Source organism: Mesorhizobium sp. M1E.F.Ca.ET.045.02.1.1 (genome assembly GCF_003952485.1).
Taxonomy (GTDB): domain Bacteria; phylum Pseudomonadota; class Alphaproteobacteria; order Rhizobiales; family Rhizobiaceae; genus Mesorhizobium.
Genome location: NZ_CP034447.1, coordinates 3,235,928 through 3,253,898 on the forward strand (window position 1 = coordinate 3,235,928; position 17,971 = coordinate 3,253,898).

Below are 17,971 nucleotides of genomic sequence, written 5' to 3' on the forward strand. Positions count from 1 at the left end.
TGCTCTGATCCATGGAGCCCAACTTGATCGACCTTTCGACTTTCCACGACCTCGCCAAGGCCGATATCGGCGCGTTTTCGCCCAAGCCGACATCTATCGAAGGCAGTCAGGTCGAGGCCGCGCGCTCGCTTTTCCAATCGCCGGACGGAACTGTCGATATCGGCATATGGGAGTGCACGCCCGGCCGCTTCAGCGCCGATCGCTCAGGCTCGTCGGAAATCTGCCACATCATCTCGGGCCGGGCCGCAGTCAGCCGCGCCGATGGCGAGATACGCGAGCTCGGTCCGGGCGACCTTCTCGTCCTGCCGCAAGGTTGGAAGGGCGAATGGCTGATCCGCGAGACGACGCGCAAGCTCTACATGATCCAGAGCGCCGGCTGATCGAAAGGCAGATCTTTCGAGCCGAAAGACGCGGATTAGTGATCGATCGGCCCCCTTGGTGAGACGAGCGCCGTGCCGGCAGTGGTCGGGCGTTCGATCATGCGGCGCACGCGCGGCGGGTTCTCGCCGCTGTGGAGCGCGCGGATGCGTTCGCCGACCACGGCATCGGCATAGGTGGCGCGCCTGTTGTGGCGGATGTACTCGACCCAGGTCGGCGTGTGGTAGTGCTCGATCCAGATGCCTGGATTTTCGAGATCGCGCGCGAGCGTCCAGTTGCGGGCGCCGTCGCGGCGGCGGATGCGGCCGCGCTCGGCCATGGTGGCGAGGAACTCCGGCACATCTTCCTCGCGGATGATGTACTCGATCATGATGGCGATCGGTCCGCTGCGCGGCTTCAGGTCGAGCGACAGCATCGGCTCCTTGAACCGGTTGAGGGGGTCGAGGTTGAGAACCGTCTGCTTCGGCAACGGCAGGAACAAGCCGATGGCGCCACCCGCCAGCATGGCGACGGCGGCCGCCATCAACGCAGTCTCGGCGCCATGGGCATCGGCGACGACGCCCCAAATCCAGCTCCCCAGCGCAATGCCACCGAAGGTCGCCGTCTGGTAGATCGACAGCACGCGGCCGACCACCCAGCGCGGCGTCGACATCTGCACCGTGACGTTGAAATGCGAAAGCGCGATCACCCAGCAGGCGCCGCCGATGAGCAGGCCCGCCGATGTCTGCCAGGCATTGTGGCTGACGGCGGCGTTGAAGGCGCAGAGCGCGAAGCCGGCGAAGGCGGCGCGCACCATCGTTTCTGAGGAGAGCAACTGCCTCAGCCGCACGCTGATCAGCGCGCCGCCGACCGCGCCGATGCCGAAGGCGCCGAGCATGATGCCATAGGTCAAGGCGTCGCCCTTGACGACGTCGCGCGCCACCAGAGGCAGGAGCGCCAGCACCGCGCCGGCGCTGAAGCCGAAAGCAAAACCCCGGACCAGCACCTTGGCGATGTTGGGCGACATGGCGACATAGCGCAGACCGGCGCTCATCGCGGCGCCGAGCGCCTCGCGCGGCAGCGTCGGCGCCGGCATTTCCGGCTTCCAGCGGAACAGCACGACAATCAGCCCGATATAGCTGATGGCGTTGGCGGCGAAGGCGGCGGCCGCACCCGCGGCGGCAACGATGACGCCGCCGATCGCCGGGCCGACGCTGCGTGTGATGTTGAAGCCCATCGAGTTGAGCGCGATCGCCGCCGGCACCTTGGCGCGCGGCACCATGTCGCCGACCGAGGCCTGCCATGACGGGCTGTTCAGCGCCGTGCCGCTGTCGATCAGGAAAGTGAAGGCAAGCAGTGTCCACGGCGTCATCCAGCCGAACCAGGTGAACACGGTGAGCAGCGCCGAGACGACCAGCATGAAGGTCTGCGCCACCAGCATGACCTTGCGGCGGTTGAAGCTGTCGGCGATGGCGCCGGCAATGAGCGCGAACAGCATGATCGGCAAGGTGGTCGAGGCCTGGACCAGCGCCACCTGGTAGGACGAGGTGGCGATCGTGGTCATCATCCAGGCGGCGCCTACGCCCTGGATCAGACCGCCGAAATTCGACACCAGGCTGGCCGACCAGACGGCGCGGAAGATGCTGTGCCGGAACGGCGCCAGCGCCGAGACGCGTTCGCTTTCCGGCTCGTCGTCGATCATGGTCGCTGTTCCGCCTTCATCTGCTGCCTCGCGCTTGCCGCGCGCCAGGGTCGCGCCGGCGACTCGCCAAAAGGATCGCGGCCCAACAACAGGAAGGCAAAGGCGAAAATGCGTCGGCGAAGGTTTAAGCCAAGCATCTTGCCGGTCTGGACCAACCCTTGCCTATTTCGCGCCCCTGGTCTCGGCGTGCAGCGCCTCGGTGAGGCTGCCTGCGGCCTCGCCGCCCAAATACAGTCTCAGCAGCATCTCCATGCCGACGAGGCGCAGTCTCGACGATTCTTCGCTCCCGGCCATGTCGATGAGGTCGTCCAGCTCCGATGCCGACCATTTCATGGCGTCGCGCAGGAAGCCGCCGCGCAGCAGCCCCTGCGTGCCGGCCGAAAAGGCGCCGGACATCTCGAAGCCATTCTTTGCCGCATAGATGTTTTCACGCGGCAGATAACCTTCGGCGACCTTCTTCAGCAGCCATTTGCCGGTCCTGTTGCGATATTTGTGCCGTCTCGGCAGATGCATCGCGAAATCGATCAGCCGGTTCTCCAGAAAGGGAACGCGCAGTTCGACCGAAGCGGCCATGCTGAGGCGGTCATGCCGGTGCAGCAGGTCCTGCAGATGAGAATAGAGATCGTAGAGGCAGCTTGCCAGGAAGGCGCGGTCGCCGTCCGGGCTGACGCCATCCAGCCGATCGAACAGCTTGGTTTGCAGGAAGTTCAGTTCCGGCGAGAGCGCGCGCAGCACGATGTTGCGGTCCCAGGGCGATCCCCGGCCGATCGAATTGCGGAACGGGGCGCGACGAAGCCGCGCGAATTTCCGGTCCCGGGCGGCCTTCGGACGAAACAGGCGTCGCAGCCATGACTGACGCCAAAGCCTGATGGTCGACGCCTGCCATTTATAGCCGCCGAACAGCTCGTCCGAACCTTCGCCGGTGAGCAGCACCTTGACGCCGTCGGCGCGGCACTGATCCGCGAGCGCCAGCAGGCCCGCCACGCTGGCGTGCCAGCCGTCGCTTTCGAGATGCCAGACCGCGCGCGGCCACAGCTCGAGGAAGCGATCCCTGTCGACAGCCACGCGACGTAGGTTGACGCCGACGTGGCGGCCGGTCCGCTCGGCGCTTTCGGCCTCGCTGCGGCCGAGCTTGGGATCGACGACATAGCCGTGCATCTCCGGCCTGTAGCGCTTGGCGAGTGCCGTGATCAGGCCGGAATCGATGCCGCCGCTGCAGGCTGTGGCGAGGCTGGCGTCTGCGATGCAATGCAACTTGACGCTTTGTTCGAGCAGCGCCTCAAGGCTCGCCATATGCTCGGCGTCGGACGTCCTGTCGTCGACGATGCGCGATGTCTCCAGGATGTCGAGCACATGCCAGAAATGCTGCTTCTCGATGCCGCCGTCGCTGATCTTCCAGAGACCGGCGGGAGGCAGGCGCTCGATGCCTTCGAAGACGCTGTAGCTGGAATCGCGGGTCTGCCAGGCAAGCCGCAAGGTGAGCTCGCGCGCGTCGACCCTGCGCGGGACGTCGTGGCAGGCGAGGATCGCCTTGTCCTCGGAGGCGAACAGCAGCCGGTCTGCGGTGTCGGCTACCGATATCGGCTTGATGCCAAGCCTGTCTCGGGCAAGCCACAACGCGCCGTCGCGCTGATCGAAATAGGCGAAGGCAAACATGCCGTCGAACAGTGGCACAGCTTTTTCGACGCCCCAGTGGTGCAGGGCCTGGAGCACCACCTCGGTGTCGGAGACCGTGCGGAACTCGAGGCCTTCGGCTTCCAGCGTCTTGCGCAGCGAACGGTAGTTGTAGACTTCGCCATTGTAGCAAAGGACGCCTTGCCCGTCGGATGTGAGCATGGGTTCTCGCGCGGCGGGCGAGGGGTCGATGATGGTGAGCCGGCGATGGCCGAGCGCCAGCCTGGCGCCGTTCCAGCTATCGTGATCGTCGGGACCTCGATGCGCCAGCGCCTGCATCATGCGGGCGATGTCGGAAAGATCGCCGGCGCCGATCGGATCGCGCTTTCGCCAGACGCCGGCTATCCCGCACATGGCCCGCCGGCCGCTTCTGCCTGATCCATGGCTTCCCGAAGTCTGTCCGAATTCCAAAGACGCCGCCGAAGTCGGCGCGGCTCACAATCTAGAGCAATTCCAGGAAAAGTGCGTAGCGGTTTTCCGTCCGAGACCGGCTGCAAGTGGAGTGGCCCAGCGCCCGCGACAGGCATGCGTCAGAAGCCGTGCTCGATGCGTTCGAAGATGACGTTGGTGAAGGCTGAGATCTGGCTGCCGATGAACGGACCGGTCAGCGCCACCACTAGCATGATGGCGACGATCTTGGGCACGAAGGTGAGGGTGATTTCCTGGATCTGGGTCAGCGCCTGGATGAGCGCGATGCCGATGCCGACCGCCATCGCCACAAGCACGACCGGCGCGGATGCGGTAAGCACCGTCCACACCGCGTACTGGACGATATCGAGGGCGTCGGCCTCATTCATGGGCAGCCCCTTGCGAAACCGGCTAAAGAGGTCGCGTGAAAAAGGATTCACGCGACCTGCTTCAGGCTTTTTGATTTCAAGCATGTCTTTGTCCCGAAACCGGACCCACTTTCGGGAGACCTGCTTAGGCGGCCGGCTTGATCGACACGCCCGCGCCGACGGGGATCTCGGTTCCGTCCTGCAGCACCGCGATCAGGCCGCTGCTGGCGAGCTTCACCGAAGCCACCGTTCCCGTGGTCTTGCCGTCGGCGGAGGTGATCGAACGGCCGATCAGCGCATCGGCCTGCGACAGCGCCGAGGACTGCATGATCTGATCGAGCTTGCTATTGGTCTGCACCGACTGCTCGACCTGCGAGAAGGTCGCGAGCTGCGCGACATACTGCGTCGAATCCATCGGTTTGGTCGGATCCTGGTTCTTCATCTCGGCAATCAAGAGCTTCAGGAACGACTGGTAGTCGACCGCCGTCTTCGAGGTCTGCTGACTTGCCTGGTTGGCGCCAACCGGGATCGTCGTCGTCATATCCACGGCCATCTTTATGCTCCCACAGCCAGCGCGCGCGGCGCTTCGGAAATGTCTTCATCGCCGTTGAGCGCCTGGCGCTCGAGCGGATAGAGCGCTCGTATCGCCTTCAGCGCCTCGTAGATGTGATCCTCGCCGACCATGCGGTCGATCTGCTTCAGCGCGTTGCAGATGTCCGGATTGTCGAAGGTTGCAATGAGCATCGGCAGCGAGCGGCGGAACATGTCGCGCGCCTCGGAGGCGCCCAACGGGTTCACCAGCATGATCTGCACGATGAAGTAGAGCTGCCTGAGCGGCGTCGAGGCCTGCTCGGCCTGGATGACATGGCTTTCGAGCAGGAACTGGACATCGTTCATCAGCTCGATGGTGACCTTGCGGTCGACGCGGATGACGGCGCCATTGATGTAGATCTTCTCGTTCGGCTTCAGCGAGATCTTCAGCGTGTTGGTCATTGGATGCCGTCTCGGATGATCTGGGAGACCTCGATCAGTCCTTCGAAATTGTTGGCGCGGCCTTGGCGAATGTCTTCCGTCTCGCGCAGCAGCCACAGGCCGATGGAGATCAGGTTGGCGCGCAGTTCCTTGGGCAGCGCATTGTCGCTGGAGCCAAGGTCCTCGACGAAGGTGGTCCAGATGCGGTTGGTGAAGTGCAGTGCCTCGACCGCTTCCATCGACTCCGGCCCGACGGCAGCCGCCGCGGCCAGCATATCGATCGATCGGGTGAGCAATTGCCGCTCCCGATCCTTGGCGTCGGCGACGGAGTCGGTCTGGATGTCGGCGTAGGAGAATTGATACATCGTCGGAGCTCTGCCGTTCCGGTTTATGTGTTCAGGTGAGATAGTTCAGCAGGCTGAGCTGCTGCAGGCGCGCGGTCAAGGCGAAGGACGTTTCGATATGCTGGGTCAGGTCGGCCACGCGGGTGGCGGCTTCGGCGGGATCGACGCCTTCGAGGTCGACGATATGCTTCTCGAAGAGATCGACCTGCGTCTTCATGCGGTCGCTGGCATCGGACACGCGCTTCTGGGCCAGGCCCACCTCGGACCGCACCTGGACGATGCCGCCGATGGCCTCGCCGACCAGTTCCTGCGCGCGGCTGGCGATCGTATTCTGGGCGGCTTCGCTGATGTTGCCGGTGACAAGAGTGCTGACCATGGCGGCCGCCATGGCGAGCTTGCGGATGCCCTGCTCGTTGGCGCTGACCGAAGTCTGGGTGGTTTCGTTCAGCGAAATGCGGCTGGTGATCTGGTCGTCGGTAGCGCTCGACCAGTTGGTTTGCCAGCCGGAGTCCAGGAATTGCGGCTCGACCTGGGTGGTGATGAAGTCGTCCATCTGGGCGGCGGTGATGTTGGCGGCTGCCGGGTCGTTCTGGGTGAAGCCGAAGTAGCTGGTGAAGGCAGCGTCGAACGCCGCCTTGGCGGGCGAGCCGGCAGCGCTGAAATCGTCGATCGGCTTGACGTCGGTGTTGGTGCCGGCAAACAGATATTCGCCGTTGACGCTGGTGTTCAGGATGCCGGTCATCTGCTGCAGCGCCGAGGCGCCGGCGGTCTGCAGGACGCTGGTCGAGGAGTCGCCCGACACGCCGGCGGTCAGCGCCGACAGGAAGCTCTGCGCGACATCGGAGAGCTGGCCGAGCGAATCCTGGGTCGATGCCAACCGAGCGCCGACCAGCGCGTTGGAATCGATGATGCCGTTCAGCCGGTCGAGGTCGCGCTGGAAGGTGACGGCCTGGGTCGTGCGTCCGCCAAGCGCCAGGCCGACATCCGCGACCTTGCCGGTCTGGGATTCCGTCGTCGCTTTGACGAGCTCAGCCTGCATGCGCATCTGCTGATAGCGCATGGCGTTGGAGATGGCGGCTGAAGAAACGGCTGTCGCTTTCATGGATTATCCCACCGCGCTCAACAGGGCGTTCAGCATGTCGTCGACCGTCTTCATCATCCGCGCCGACGCCTGATAGGTGTGCTCGAGGTCGAGAAGGAGCGACATCTCCTGATCGACATTGACGCCTGTTTCGTTCGACAGCGCCTCGGCCGTGCGCGTGGCCAGCGCCTCCTTGGCGTCGGCGTTGGTCGATGCCTGCTGGCGCACGCCCTCGAACCAGCCGATGGCGTTGGCGGCATAGTCCGAGACGCCGGAGCTGACGGTGATGCCGGCGGATGTGTCGAAAGCCATCGGCTGATCCAGCCTGTTGCCATAGGCGATCAGCAGGTCCGAATAAGAGGCGCCGCTGCCGGGGTTGGAAACATAGGCCGCGCCGTTGGCGCCGCCGTCGCGCAGCAGCGAGGGGCTGCCGCCGGCGCTCGGATCGAACGCGGCGTTGACGCTGATCGAACCGGCTAGGCCATTGACCAGGGTGCCGGCGGCCGGGATGGCCGGCGCGCCGGACCAGGTGAAGAGGCCTGCCGCGTCGGGCTGCGACGGCGCGGTCTCGGCAAATGCCGCGATCAGGCCGCGCGCGATTTCGTCGAGCTGGCTCTGCATGGTCGCGGCGACGCTGTCGCGCAGCTTGAGCATGCCGGCAAGCTTGCCGTCGGCGGTGGCGTTGTCGCCAGCGCCCGCCGAAAGCGGCACATTGTCGATGTAGATCGTATTGCCGGGGGTGCCGGCCGTGTAACCTGCCGAGGGCGTGAAGGTCACCGACCGCGGCACCGTCTCGAACAGCGTCGTGCCATCAGTGGTGGTGATGACCATGTCGTTGTCGCCGCGCGTGAAGGTCGAGACCGGGACATATTCCGCGATCTTCTTCAGAAGCGCATCGCGCTGGTCGAGCGCATCGGACACGTCCGTGCCGGAACGGGTGCCCGAGATGACGGCCTTGTTGGCGTCCTGGAACTGGCTGAGCAGCGAGTTGAGGTCGTCGACGGCGGTCGCGATCTGGCCGTCGGTCTGGGTGCGGAAGTCCTGGATCGCCTTGGTGCCGCCGTTCAGCGAGTTCACCACCTGCTTGGCCGCGTCGATGACGGCGGTGCCAAGGTTCTGGTTCGAAGGCGTCGTGGCATAGAGCTGCAACTGTTGCTGCAGGTTGGCGATCGCGGTCGACGGGGACGACGCATTGTCGACCCCGTTGACCGAGAGGTCGAGCTGATCCATGCCGCTATAGAGCGCGCTCTGGCCGCTCCATGCCGACAGCGCGGAAAGGTTCTGGCGGAACAGAAGGTCGTTGGCGGCGCGCTGTATCTCCACCGATCGCGCGCCGGGCGCCGTGCTGGTGACGACGGCGACGCGACGGGCATAGTCCGGGTTGGACGCGTCGGCCACATTGCGCGACACGACGCTGGTTTGCTTGGATGTGGCCAGGAGCGCCGACTGGGCGATGCTTAATGCGGTGGAAAGCGACATGCGGGTCTTTCACGGGCTGGCGCCCGATGGGTTATCTCTTGAGGTTGACGAGGACGTCCATGAGGTCGGAACCGGTCTGGAAGACTTTCGAATTGGCGGTGTAACTGCGCTGCGCCGCGATCATGTTGGTCAGTTCCTCGGCGATATCGACGTTGGAGTTTTCGAGCGCGCCCGAGACGACCGAGCCAAGCTTTCCTTCATTGGCAAAGCCGATGCGGACGGCGCCTGAATCCGCGCTCTGCACGTAGACGTTGCCCGGCATCGCGGTGAGGTTGTCGGGGCTCTGAACGTCGGCCAGCGGTATCTTGTAGAGCGGCTTGGTGGTGCCGTCCTGATACTGCGCGTAGATGACGCCGTCCTGGCTGATCTGGATCTTCTCGATCGTGCTCGGAGGATTGCCGTTGACCTTGGCGTCGGAGACCGTGAAGCCGGTTCCAAGCTGCGTCATCTTGGAGAGATCGAGGTTGAGGGTCGAGCCGTTCGGCACCGTGAAGGAGATGCCCGTGGTCGCGCCGGTGAGCTTGCCGGTGGTGGTATCGAAGGTGAGGTTGGCCGAGCCCAGCGCGCCGCCCGTATAGGGGAAGGACGTGCCGGGAGTAGCCTTCGACTGGTCGAAGACCGAGACCGACCAGGTGCCGGTGCCCGTCTTGGTGAAATAGACGTCGAGCAGCACCTTGTTGCCGAGATTGTCGTAAGCGACCAGCGAGGATTTCGATGTGTATTCGGCGGTCGCGCTGTTGGTGGACGGCAGGCTGCCGGCTGCGACTGGGGTCGCGCCCGCCGGCAGGTTGCCGGTGAAATTGCCTTCGGTGCTCGGCGTCGCCGTCATCTCCTGGTCGGAGATCTGCACCGGCACCAGGCCTTCGAAGCCGTTGGCGGTCGCGGCCGGATCGCCATTGGCGTAGCTGTAGGCCATGAGCTGGTAGCCCGCGGCATTTACCAGCCGACCCTCGGCATCCGGAATGAAGGCGCCGGCGCGGGTGAGATAGGGTGTGCCGCTCGGATCCTGCACGACGAAGAAGCCGTCGCCGTTGACGGCGAGGTCGGACACCGAGGTGGTGTACTGAAGAACACCTTGCGAGCTGATGGCGGAGCGGATCGTCGTCGTGACGCCGCCCGAATTGTAGGCGCCGCCGGTGGTCGGCATGATCAGCGTCGAGAATTCAGCGGAGGAGCGCTTGTAGCCGGTGGTGTCGGAGTTGGCGATGTTGTCGGCCACCGTGGACAAGCGGTTGGCCTGCGCGTTCATACCGGAGACGCCGGTCCGCATCATTCCGTAGAGGCTCATAGATACATCTCCTCGATGCACGAAGCGCGTCGCGTCGGGGCGGCGCGCTTTATGTCTTTGTTTGATGCATGCCGTTCTCCCAAAACCGCTGCGCACTTTTGGGCGGCATGCACTAGGTCAGAGGCCATGAGGGTAGGCTTCGTGTCTTGCGCGAGGCTGGCGCGGACCGTGCCGGCGGCAGCCATCAGAACACCAGCCGGTAACCGAGGAACCGCTTGGAATCGATCGGGTCGTGGCCAAGCTTCTCGCGCAGTTTCTTGCGCAGCTTCGAGATGTGGCTCTCGACCACGTTCTCCTCGACCTCTTCGTCGAAGATGCCGTAGATGGCGTTGAACACCTGCGTCTTGGTCACGCGGCGGCCGCGATTGCTGGCCAGATATTCCAGGATGCGCCGCTCGCGCCGCGGCAGCGGCAGCGGCTCGCCGTCGATCTCCGGATCGCGGCCGTCCATGAAGATGCGCATCGAGCCGACTTCGGTGTAGGCGGCCTCTTCATGGGCGCGGCGGCGGATGGCGGTGATGCGGGCGAGTATCTCGCGGATGTGCACGGGCTTGCGGACGACGTCGTCGACGCCGCTCTCGAAAAGCCGCAGCGTGTGTTCCAGCGAGTGCTGCTCGCTGAGCGCGATCACCGGCGCGCCGGTGCGGTCGCGGATCTGGCGCGGCGAGATGGCGCCGTCGCGGCAGTCGCCGATGAGGAAGGCCCTGACGGATCTGAGGTCGGTGTCGGCGGCGGAACTCACCCACTCGCCGAACTCGCCCGGCGCGAAGCCCGCGGTGGCGACGCCCTCGCGATCGAAAAGTGAGCTATAACCCTCAGTTACGAGCTCGCGCTCATCAACGATCACGATCATCGGCCCGCCCTCCGAATCATCTCATTTGCCCCGTGCGGAAAGGGGTACCCGGTGGCGTGAATCCTGAAAAACCGTCATTTCTTGTAGCTATTTTCTTGGGAGTTTTTTGGGGAGCCGTAATAAAAGCCGGCTGCAAAATGTATTGGCGGTACCGGATCGAGGACGATATTGGGGCCGTCGAGCGCCTCGACGGCGGTCGACCAGGGGTCGTTGTCGCAACAACTATTGATTGCAGAACGCGCTGGCGTTCGGCGTCCATTTGCCGAAACCGGTGGCGACCATGTTGGCGATGACGCGGCAGACATAGATCTTTTGCGCCGGGTCATTGTCGGGGCCGGCATGATAGCGGGCGACGGCCATCGACCAGGTCATGTGCCGGGCATGGAGGCTGACCAGGAAGCGCGCCGCGTAGTCGACGTTCTGGTGCGGGTCGAGCATGTCCCCGACGCTGCGGAAATGATCGCCGTGATAGCGATGATTGATCTGCATGCAGCCAAGATCGATCAGCGTCTTGCCCTCGCGGCGGGCATTCTCGAATGTCGCAAGCGCCTCGCCGCGGCTGTGCGGGAAGACAGCTTTTCCTTCTATATTCAAGGCATTAGGCTGGAGGCTGCCTTTCTTTCCCGTTTCCGTCAGGCCAACCGCATAGAGGATACCAGCCGGCACGCCGTAGCGGTCGGCGGCGCGCAGGATTTCCGGCTCGCAAGGATTGGCGGCGGCCTTGGCGGCAACGACAGCCAGGCTAGATATAGATATCGTCGCCAGCGCGCTCGCGAAGAGGCGAAGCAGCGCGGCCGATTTCCTGTGCGCCATTGCTGTCGTTCCTTCCCGGTTGGCGGCCGCCGCCGGCACTGTCGCCGCCCGAATTCCCTGGCTGGAACGAAGGCTGGTCGCGGCCCGCCGACATCGGCGGCGTGCTGGTTGCATCGGTGCGGCCGGCTGAATGAACTGCTATCGAGGGTTGCAGGATGGTAACATGATCGACCTCGAAACCGAGACCGCGCATCGACTTGACGATCGCGTCGCTGTCGGCGGTCAGGCGGCGGTATGCCTCATGCGTCTGTGGCTTCATCTCAATCGAAAGCTGTTCTCCCGAGAGCCTCAGGCTGGCGGTCACCACGCCAAGCTCCGAAGGATGAAGCTCGATCTTCAGGACGTGTGTCGGAACGGCAACAGAATTGGCCGTTTGAGCGGCGGCCGCGGCGCTTGAAAAGGTCTGCTGGACGCCGGTGTCCGAGGCGATCGCCTCGACCAGCGCCGATGCCGTCTGGCTGATGGTAGTTTGCGCCGGCGCCGGGAAGCTCTGCTCGCTGACGACATCCATGCGCCCGGCGGCGGATGGCTTGGCCTGGTTGAGCGATGCGATGGATTGCGCCGCTTGCGCGGTCTTCTGGGCGGCTGCCGGCCGCCAGCCTCGCGGCGCTGCGGCGTCGGTCTCGGTTCCAGTTGTTCCGGGCAGGACGATGTCGTCCTTGCGGACCAATGTGGCGGGGCCGGCGCTGGCTGGTTTCTGGCCGAAGGCGGGTTCGGGTTTGTCCGTCGCCATCGTGGCGCGAGCGGATCGCGGCAACGGCTCGGAGCTTTCGGTGGCGTCGGCCGATATGCGTTTGCCCTGACGGATCGCGAGCTGCGAAGGGGCGGATTGGCCGAGGGAGGATTGGATCCCAGCCTCTCCCTCGGCGGCCGATCCGCTGCGATCGGCATTTGTCGACGTTGCGAAATGGCGGATGTCGCCCAGCGCCATCAACAAGGGCAGGCGATCCTCAAACGGAGCGGCATCCGACGATTGCGCCGCCGCACCGGCATCGTCCGCGGCCTTCATATGGTCGGCATCAGCTTTGTTCTTCGCGGCTTTTCCAGTCGCCGGCTTCTGCGCGGCAGTCCTGGTCTGTCCATCCTGGCCAGCCTGTGTCTTGGCCGGACCGGCGAGGGGACGCCGTGTCGGATGGGCATTCGGGGAGACAGACTCCGCCGACTGCTTGCCCTGCAAGGCCGGCTTCTCGGCGCCATTCACCATCTCGCCGAAATTCGCGCCTTTTTCCTTCCCGTCGGCAGCGTGCTGCCGCGACTGGGCGTGGGCAGAGCCGAGTCCCGGCAAGGCCTGGCTGATGCTGGTCATTTGGGAGCGGCTCCGAGCAACTGGTCAATTTGGTCGAGCTGACGGCGCGCGTTGAGCATCGCGGCGTCGGTGGGATCGTGCGGATCAAGATCCGCGACGGCCGCCGGCGCAGACGCAGGCAGCACGGCTGGCGTTTCGGGTGGTGCCGGAGCGGCGGCTAGCGCCGCGACCGTGGGCGGAGCCGTCGTTGGCAGGGTCGGCGGCGCGGGAGCCGCGGTCGGCGCGTCCGCCGCCGGCTTGGCCGCAGCCGCGACAGCCGGCTGCTCGGACATGGCGCCTTCCACCGGCGGCAAGGCTTCGGCGTCGGCCTTGCTCACAGACTCGGCTTCGGCGGCGGGTTTCGCCGCATTGATCCTTGCCGGATCCGCAGCCTCGATCTCGTCCTTGCCTGCCGCCGGCACAGGTGCGACGACCTCGCCTGCGACGGCTTGCGCGGCGTCGAGCAAGGCGCGGTCGCCTTCCGAAAGTTTGGCGCGATCGATCTTGCCGAGCCTGGCGCGCACGTCGTCGATCGTGGCCGACGTCACCGTGGAGAGGCTGGAGTAGAGCACGGCGCGTGGATCGTCCTGATTGCCGTTGCCGTTACGGCCTTGCTCGGCCCGCGCCGAGGCGAAAGCGGAGAGATCCGTCAGCCCGTCGATCGCGGCACGGCGGGCGATGCGCAGATAGATCACCTTCTCGCGCTCGGCATCCATCATCGACGTGATGTCGGCGAGCTTGTCCTGGCTGATCGACATGTGCAGTTGAATAACGCCGGAGACGAAGGAATCCGCGAACTGGCTGGCATAGGGGGAATAGAGATAGCCCGCGACATACTGCGTCGAGGCGAGCGCGAAGCGAGCGGCATCGCCTTGTGCCGCGGCGATGCCGACGGAACGGCGAAGGGCTGCTTCCTCGACCAGCGTGCCGGGGCTGAGCAGGCGGGCCTGGTCCAGCAAGATGAGCGCTGCGGCCGGTTCATCGGTCGCGAGCAGAGAACCCTTGACCAGCGCCAGGAAGGCGCCGAGGTCGGGAGGCACGCTCATCGGATCGATCGGCTTCAGGATCTCGATCGCGGTGGCCGGCCGGCCGTTCAGGTAGGCGACGATCCCCTTGGCGATGGCGAGGCTTTGCGGGTCGGTCGTCGCGCGCGAAGCCGCGGCCTCGACCGTGACAGGGTTGCCGCCGCTCATGCCGTAGACGAGCAGTCCGCGGAAATTTTTCGGATCCTTGAAATCCTCGGCATCGGCGGCGCGAAGCCTGGCATCGGTCATTTCGAGCAGTTTGGCCTGCATCGGCAGCGCCGCATGGTCGCCGCCGGCGATGCGGTCCTGGATCAGCTGCAGCGAACGCACCAGCTGATAAGGCTGCAAGCCGTCATCCTGGGCGAAAGCCGCGGCCGGCGATCCTGCGGCGGCGAGCAGCAGCAGCCCGACAGCGCGGCCGATGACGGTCTTGCCTCTCATCCGCCTGTAGCCATCAGGATTTCGATGCGGCGGTTCGCGGCGGCCAGCGGATCGGACGGGATCCTGGGCTGGCGGTCGGCATAGCCGGCGACCTCGGTGATACGGCTTTCGTCGACGCCGCCTCGCACCAGCATGTAATAGGCGGAGTGGGCGCGGGCGGTGGACAGCCGCCAGTTGTCATAGGTGTCGCTGCGGAACGGCCGCGCGTCGGTATGGCCGCCGATGGTGATGGTGCCCTTCTTCTCGTTGATGATGTGCCCGATCTTCTCCATCGCCAGCACCAGCTCGCGGCGCGGCAAGGCCGAACCGATCTCGAACATGCCGAAGTCGAGCTGATCGGTGATCGAGATGACGACGCCCTTGTCGGTGGCCTCGACGGAGACGCCCTCGGCCAGCTTTTCACCCGGCGCGAAGGCCTTGGCCAGCTCCTGCTTGATTTCGGCGGCGGCCTTGAGGGCGGTGCTGCTCGGGGCCTTTACGCCTTGGTCTGGTGTCTGCTCCGGCTCTGCCTTCGCCGTCTCCGCCTTCGCCGATCCAGCCTTCGCGGCTTCGGATTTGGCTTCATCTCCGGCTTTTTCGGCTTCCGCTTTTCCGCTTTCAGCCTTCTCGACCTTGATCTCCTGGCGCGCGGCTTTCCCGGCCTTCGCATCGGCCGATCCGGCAGCCATCTTGGTATCGGGTTTCTCGGGCGTTGCCATCGGTTCGAGTGGGGCTTCCAGGCGCGGCGGCGCCGGCGGAGCCGCCTTGACCTTCGGTACCTCGGTTTCGGCGACTTTTTCGCCGGGCTTGGCCGGATCGCCTTCGATCTTCTTGCGTTCCGCGCTGGCTTCGGCGCCAGGTGTCGCCACCTGCTGCGACCAGAAATCCGGCGCGAAAGGGTCGCGATAGGATTCGCCGCCGGAAGCGCCGGTCGCCGGACCGGCGTTCTGAACACCGCCTTCACCCTTGGCGCTGACATTCTGCATGACGCCGGTATCGGTGGCGATCTCGGCAAGCACGGCGTACGGGTCGGCAAACAGGTGCTCGTCGGAAAGGTCGGACTTCTGCGAGGCTTCCTTGGTCTGCCTGCGGTCGGAGGAGCCGGCGCCGCCCTTGCCGTTCTCGCCGGCCTTGCTGGCGCCATCCTGCGGGTTGTCGGCGGTGAGACCAACCTTGCTCGGGCCGTCGCCGAGATCCTCGAGACCCTTGCGGCTGGAGTTGCGGTCGATCAGCTCGACCGGATTGAAGTAGCTGGCGACCGCCGCCTTGGTCTGCTCGTTGGCGGCGTTGATCAGCCACATGACGAGAAAGAAGCACATCATCGCCGTCATGAAGTCGGCAAAGGCGATCTTCCAGACGCCGCCATGATGGTCGTCGTCATGACCGTCGTGGTTGCGCTTGACGATGATGATCTCGTGCCTGGCCTCGCCGTGGTCGATGGCGCTCATGACAGGACCTCCGACAGGGAAGCCGACCATTCGGCGATACGCGTCTCGAACACCGTTTCATCGATGGTCACGGTCAGGTCGAAGCCCGGGGCTTCGGTGAAATCGAGATTGGCCGCGCGGTCCCCAAGTGCCGCCTTCAGCGGCTCGAACAGCGACAGCGGCCCGCGCACGCCGATCCGCACGGCCTCGCTGTCGGCGACCGCGGCGCCGATGGTGCGGGTGAGGGCGTCGAGCGAACGCTTTTGCAGCTCTTCGCTGACGATGCCGCCCATGATGCGGGCGATGGTGGCGGCGGTGATCTCGGCAACACGCGCCTCCATGGCATCGATCCGCGTCGTGACCGCCGCGCCGAGATCGCCGCCGAAGCTTTCCAGGAACGCTTTCGCCGCATCGTCATTGGCCTGGCGCTCGGCCTCCAGCGCCGCCTGATGGGCGGCCGTGAGGCGGGCTTCGAGTGCTGCTTCCGCGTCGGCCACCGCCTCGGCGATCAAAGCGCCAATGTCGGCTTGCGGCGGGGATGCCTCCGGCTTGGGCTCGACGTTCTGCGCCGCCGGCGGCTGGCCGGTGCGCGGCGCGCGCGGGCCGAAATCGGGCAGGAGATCGAAAAGGGCTCCCGAAGCCATGGCTTAAGCCGCCGCTTCCGGGGCGGCCGCCCATTTGCGCAGGATCTGTGCGGTGCGCTCCTCGTTGAGGTCGACCATGCGCGCCAGCCGTTCCTGCGGCGCTGGCCTGATCTTCTGACGCAGGTCGTCGAGCGGGGTGGAGCCCGGGCGAGCGTCGGGCAAGGCGCCGACCGGCGTATCGGAAGCGATCGCAGCCACCGGCGCGTCGGGCGTCGGCAGCGAGCGCTGGACATCGTCGAAGCTGGGGCCGGCGATGGCTGCGGGCTTCGCCGATGCCGTCAGCGCGGCGGCCATCGGCCGAAGGCCGAAGAAGGCGACAAGGAACACGACGACGATGAAGGCGCCGGCGTTGATGAGCGTGCCGGTGTACGTGCCGATCGAGGCGAGGATGCCGGGCTGGTCGATCGGCTCGCCATCCAGTCCGTCGATGAATTCCACCGCCGAGACGTCGATGATGTCGCCGCGCTTGTCGTCGAAGCCGGTGGCCGAGGCCACCATCTTCTGGATGTCCGCAACGCGCTTGGCGATCTGCTCGGGCGTGGCGTCCTTGCCGAGGATGGTCTTGAGCCGATCCTGGTTGACGACGACGGCGATCGACATCTTGGTCACCGAATAGCCGTTGGAGACGGTGGCGATCTTCTTGGAGTTGATCTCGTAGTTGGTGATCTCTTCCTTGCGGTCGTTCTGCGAGGAGGACTGCGGCCCCTCGGTGCTGGTCGTCTGGGTCTCGGGCAGGTTCTGCTCGACGCTGGTCGGGGTCGAGGCCTGCTTCTGGTTGCTGGCCTCGTTGGTGCGTACCGACTGCACCGATCGCTCAACGCGGGATTCAGGATCGAAGATCGTCTCTTCGGTCTGGCGCGTGTCGGTGTTGACGTCGGCCTTGACGCTGGCGCGGAAATTGTCGGGGCCGAGATAGGGTGTCAGCGCGCGGCGGATGTTGTCGCCGATCTGCGCCTCGACCGTCTGCTCGACGCCGAGCGTGCGGGCAGCGCTGGTGTTGGAGGTGTCGTCGCCGGCGGCGAGCAGGTTGCCGTTGGAATCGAGCACGGTGACCTTGTCGGCCGACAAGCCGGGAACCGCCGCGGCGACCAGGTGGCGGATCGACTGCGCGCTCTTTTCGGCATCCATGCCGGCATAGCGGATGACCACCGAAGCCGAGGGCTGCTGCTCGTCGCGGCGGAAATTGGCGCGCTCGGACATGACGATGTGGACGCGCGCCGCCTTGACGCCGGCAATCGACTGGATGGTGCGCGCAATCTCGCCTTCGAGCGCGCGCACGCGGGTGATCTGCTGCATGAAGGACGTCAGGCCAAGCGAGCCGACATTGTCGAACAATTCGTAGCCGGCGTTGGCGCTGGTCGGCAGGCCCTTCTCGGCAAGCAGCATGCGGGCGTGCGCGGTGGTGCCGGCCGGCACCAGCACCGACGTTCCGTCGGCGCCGACATCGAAGCCGATGCCGGCCTCGCCCAGCACCAGGCCGATCTGGTTCACGTCGGAGCGGTCGAGCCCGACATAAAGCGTCTCGTAGGCCGGACGGTTGAGGTAGACCGAGGCGAGGCCGATGACCGCCATGACCAGCGCGGCGATGCCGCCCATGAGGGCGAGACGCCTGACGCCGAATCCCCGCAGATTCGCGATGAGGCTCTGGATCTGTTCCGGCACGTTTCAAGCGCTCCCAGCATGACTGTCCGCCGGAAGACTAGACCGCGAAGCTTGTGCGAGGATGATAGGGCGTGCCGCCCAAAACCTGGCGGGGTTGGGACAAAGACACGCACAAAAAGCGCGTGCCGCGCGAGGACGACGACCACAGCAACAACAAGCCGGCAAGCGA

The 17,971-nt window shown here is 65.3% G+C and carries 17 protein-coding genes; 1 reads left to right on the plus strand and 16 read right to left on the minus strand.

Annotated elements, in window-relative coordinates:
* Positions 1–11 precede the first annotated feature (11 nt).
* On the plus strand, positions 12–380 hold the full coding sequence (locus tag EJ070_RS15635; protein ID WP_126092172.1) for a cupin domain-containing protein: 369 nt from the start codon (positions 12–14) through the stop codon (positions 378–380).
* A 35-nt stretch (positions 381–415) separates the two neighbouring features.
* Here EJ070_RS15635 and EJ070_RS15640 read toward each other — a convergent pair whose 3' ends face one another.
* From EJ070_RS15640 to fliF, 16 genes are all read right to left on the minus strand, one after another.
* The gene (locus tag EJ070_RS15640; RefSeq protein ID WP_126092173.1) at positions 416–2,059 is read right to left on the minus strand and encodes an MFS transporter; all 1,644 of its coding nucleotides are present in this window, start codon (positions 2,057–2,059) and stop codon (positions 416–418) included.
* Between the two features lie 162 nt (positions 2,060–2,221).
* Positions 2,222–4,087, minus strand: coding sequence for an asparagine synthase (glutamine-hydrolyzing) (asnB, locus tag EJ070_RS15645; RefSeq protein ID WP_126092174.1), 1,866 nt, complete (start codon positions 4,085–4,087; stop codon positions 2,222–2,224).
* A 176-nt stretch (positions 4,088–4,263) separates the two neighbouring features.
* The gene (fliQ, locus tag EJ070_RS15650; protein WP_027165133.1) at positions 4,264–4,530 is read right to left on the minus strand and encodes a flagellar biosynthesis protein FliQ; all 267 of its coding nucleotides are present in this window, start codon (positions 4,528–4,530) and stop codon (positions 4,264–4,266) included.
* A gap of 124 nt (positions 4,531–4,654) precedes the next feature.
* Positions 4,655–5,062, minus strand: coding sequence for a flagellar hook assembly protein FlgD (flgD, locus tag EJ070_RS15655; RefSeq protein WP_126092175.1), 408 nt, complete (start codon positions 5,060–5,062; stop codon positions 4,655–4,657).
* A gap of 2 nt (positions 5,063–5,064) precedes the next feature.
* Positions 5,065–5,502 carry a flagellar biosynthesis repressor FlbT gene (flbT, locus tag EJ070_RS15660; protein WP_126092176.1) on the minus strand — a complete coding sequence of 146 codons (438 nt, stop codon included), beginning with the start codon at positions 5,500–5,502 and terminating at the stop codon, positions 5,065–5,067.
* Positions 5,499–5,846: a flagellar biosynthesis regulator FlaF gene (gene flaF / locus EJ070_RS15665; protein WP_126092177.1), complete on the minus strand. Its 348-nt coding sequence runs from the start codon at positions 5,844–5,846 to the stop codon at positions 5,499–5,501. Before flaF ends, flbT begins: the two co-directional genes overlap by 4 nt.
* A gap of 31 nt (positions 5,847–5,877) precedes the next feature.
* A complete protein-coding gene (locus EJ070_RS15670) occupies positions 5,878–6,927 on the minus strand; it encodes a flagellar hook-associated family protein (RefSeq protein WP_126092178.1) in 1,050 nt (349 codons plus the stop codon).
* Positions 6,928–6,930: 3 nt separating this feature from the next.
* Positions 6,931–8,385, minus strand: coding sequence for a flagellar hook-associated protein FlgK (gene flgK / locus EJ070_RS15675; protein ID WP_126092179.1), 1,455 nt, complete (start codon positions 8,383–8,385; stop codon positions 6,931–6,933).
* A 31-nt stretch (positions 8,386–8,416) separates the two neighbouring features.
* Positions 8,417–9,673, minus strand: a complete 1,257-nt coding sequence (locus EJ070_RS15680; RefSeq protein WP_126092180.1) for a flagellar hook protein FlgE — start codon at positions 9,671–9,673, stop codon at positions 8,417–8,419.
* Between the two features lie 184 nt (positions 9,674–9,857).
* Positions 9,858–10,526: a response regulator transcription factor gene (locus EJ070_RS15685; RefSeq protein ID WP_126092181.1), complete on the minus strand. Its 669-nt coding sequence runs from the start codon at positions 10,524–10,526 to the stop codon at positions 9,858–9,860.
* Between the two features lie 222 nt (positions 10,527–10,748).
* Positions 10,749–11,339: a transglycosylase SLT domain-containing protein gene (locus tag EJ070_RS15690; RefSeq protein ID WP_245464891.1), complete on the minus strand. Its 591-nt coding sequence runs from the start codon at positions 11,337–11,339 to the stop codon at positions 10,749–10,751.
* Positions 11,269–12,645: a flagellar hook-length control protein FliK gene (locus EJ070_RS15695; RefSeq protein WP_126092182.1), complete on the minus strand. Its 1,377-nt coding sequence runs from the start codon at positions 12,643–12,645 to the stop codon at positions 11,269–11,271. Before EJ070_RS15695 ends, EJ070_RS15690 begins: the two co-directional genes overlap by 71 nt.
* Positions 12,642–14,090 (minus strand): chemotaxis protein MotC, encoded by a 1,449-nt coding sequence (locus EJ070_RS15700; protein ID WP_126092183.1) that lies wholly within the window; start codon positions 14,088–14,090, stop codon positions 12,642–12,644. Before EJ070_RS15700 ends, EJ070_RS15695 begins: the two co-directional genes overlap by 4 nt.
* Complete coding sequence (locus EJ070_RS15705; protein WP_126092184.1) at positions 14,087–15,517, minus strand: MotB family protein; 1,431 nt, start codon at positions 15,515–15,517, stop codon at positions 14,087–14,089. The genes EJ070_RS15700 and EJ070_RS15705 overlap by 4 nt, the downstream gene beginning before the upstream one ends.
* Positions 15,514–16,140, minus strand: a complete 627-nt coding sequence (locus EJ070_RS15710) for a hypothetical protein (RefSeq protein ID WP_126092185.1) — start codon at positions 16,138–16,140, stop codon at positions 15,514–15,516. Before EJ070_RS15710 ends, EJ070_RS15705 begins: the two co-directional genes overlap by 4 nt.
* A 3-nt stretch (positions 16,141–16,143) precedes the next feature.
* Positions 16,144–17,802: a flagellar basal-body MS-ring/collar protein FliF gene (gene fliF, locus EJ070_RS15715; protein WP_126092186.1), complete on the minus strand. Its 1,659-nt coding sequence runs from the start codon at positions 17,800–17,802 to the stop codon at positions 16,144–16,146.
* Positions 17,803–17,971 lie beyond the last annotated feature (169 nt).

Coding starts and splice junctions, on each gene's coding strand:
- flbT (WP_126092176.1), bottom strand. CDS start 5,502: ATGACCAACACGCTGAAGATCTCGCTGAAGCCGAACGAGAAGATCTAC.
- EJ070_RS15690 (WP_245464891.1), bottom strand. CDS start 11,339: ATGGCGCACAGGAAATCGGCCGCGCTGCTTCGCCTCTTCGCGAGCGCG.
- EJ070_RS15670 (WP_126092178.1), bottom strand. CDS start 6,927: ATGAAAGCGACAGCCGTTTCTTCAGCCGCCATCTCCAACGCCATGCGC.
- flaF (WP_126092177.1), bottom strand. CDS start 5,846: ATGTATCAATTCTCCTACGCCGACATCCAGACCGACTCCGTCGCCGAC.
- EJ070_RS15680 (WP_126092180.1), bottom strand. CDS start 9,673: ATGAGCCTCTACGGAATGATGCGGACCGGCGTCTCCGGTATGAACGCG.
- EJ070_RS15635 (WP_126092172.1), top strand. CDS start 12: ATGGAGCCCAACTTGATCGACCTTTCGACTTTCCACGACCTCGCCAAG.
- EJ070_RS15640 (WP_126092173.1), bottom strand. CDS start 2,059: ATGATCGACGACGAGCCGGAAAGCGAACGCGTCTCGGCGCTGGCGCCG.
- EJ070_RS15685 (WP_126092181.1), bottom strand. CDS start 10,526: ATGATCGTGATCGTTGATGAGCGCGAGCTCGTAACTGAGGGTTATAGC.
- EJ070_RS15700 (WP_126092183.1), bottom strand. CDS start 14,090: ATGAGAGGCAAGACCGTCATCGGCCGCGCTGTCGGGCTGCTGCTGCTC.
- EJ070_RS15695 (WP_126092182.1), bottom strand. CDS start 12,645: ATGACCAGCATCAGCCAGGCCTTGCCGGGACTCGGCTCTGCCCACGCC.
- EJ070_RS15710 (WP_126092185.1), bottom strand. CDS start 16,140: ATGGCTTCGGGAGCCCTTTTCGATCTCCTGCCCGATTTCGGCCCGCGC.
- fliQ (WP_027165133.1), bottom strand. CDS start 4,530: ATGAATGAGGCCGACGCCCTCGATATCGTCCAGTACGCGGTGTGGACG.
- flgD (WP_126092175.1), bottom strand. CDS start 5,062: ATGGCCGTGGATATGACGACGACGATCCCGGTTGGCGCCAACCAGGCA.
- flgK (WP_126092179.1), bottom strand. CDS start 8,385: ATGTCGCTTTCCACCGCATTAAGCATCGCCCAGTCGGCGCTCCTGGCC.
- EJ070_RS15705 (WP_126092184.1), bottom strand. CDS start 15,517: ATGAGCGCCATCGACCACGGCGAGGCCAGGCACGAGATCATCATCGTC.
- asnB (WP_126092174.1), bottom strand. CDS start 4,087: ATGTGCGGGATAGCCGGCGTCTGGCGAAAGCGCGATCCGATCGGCGCC.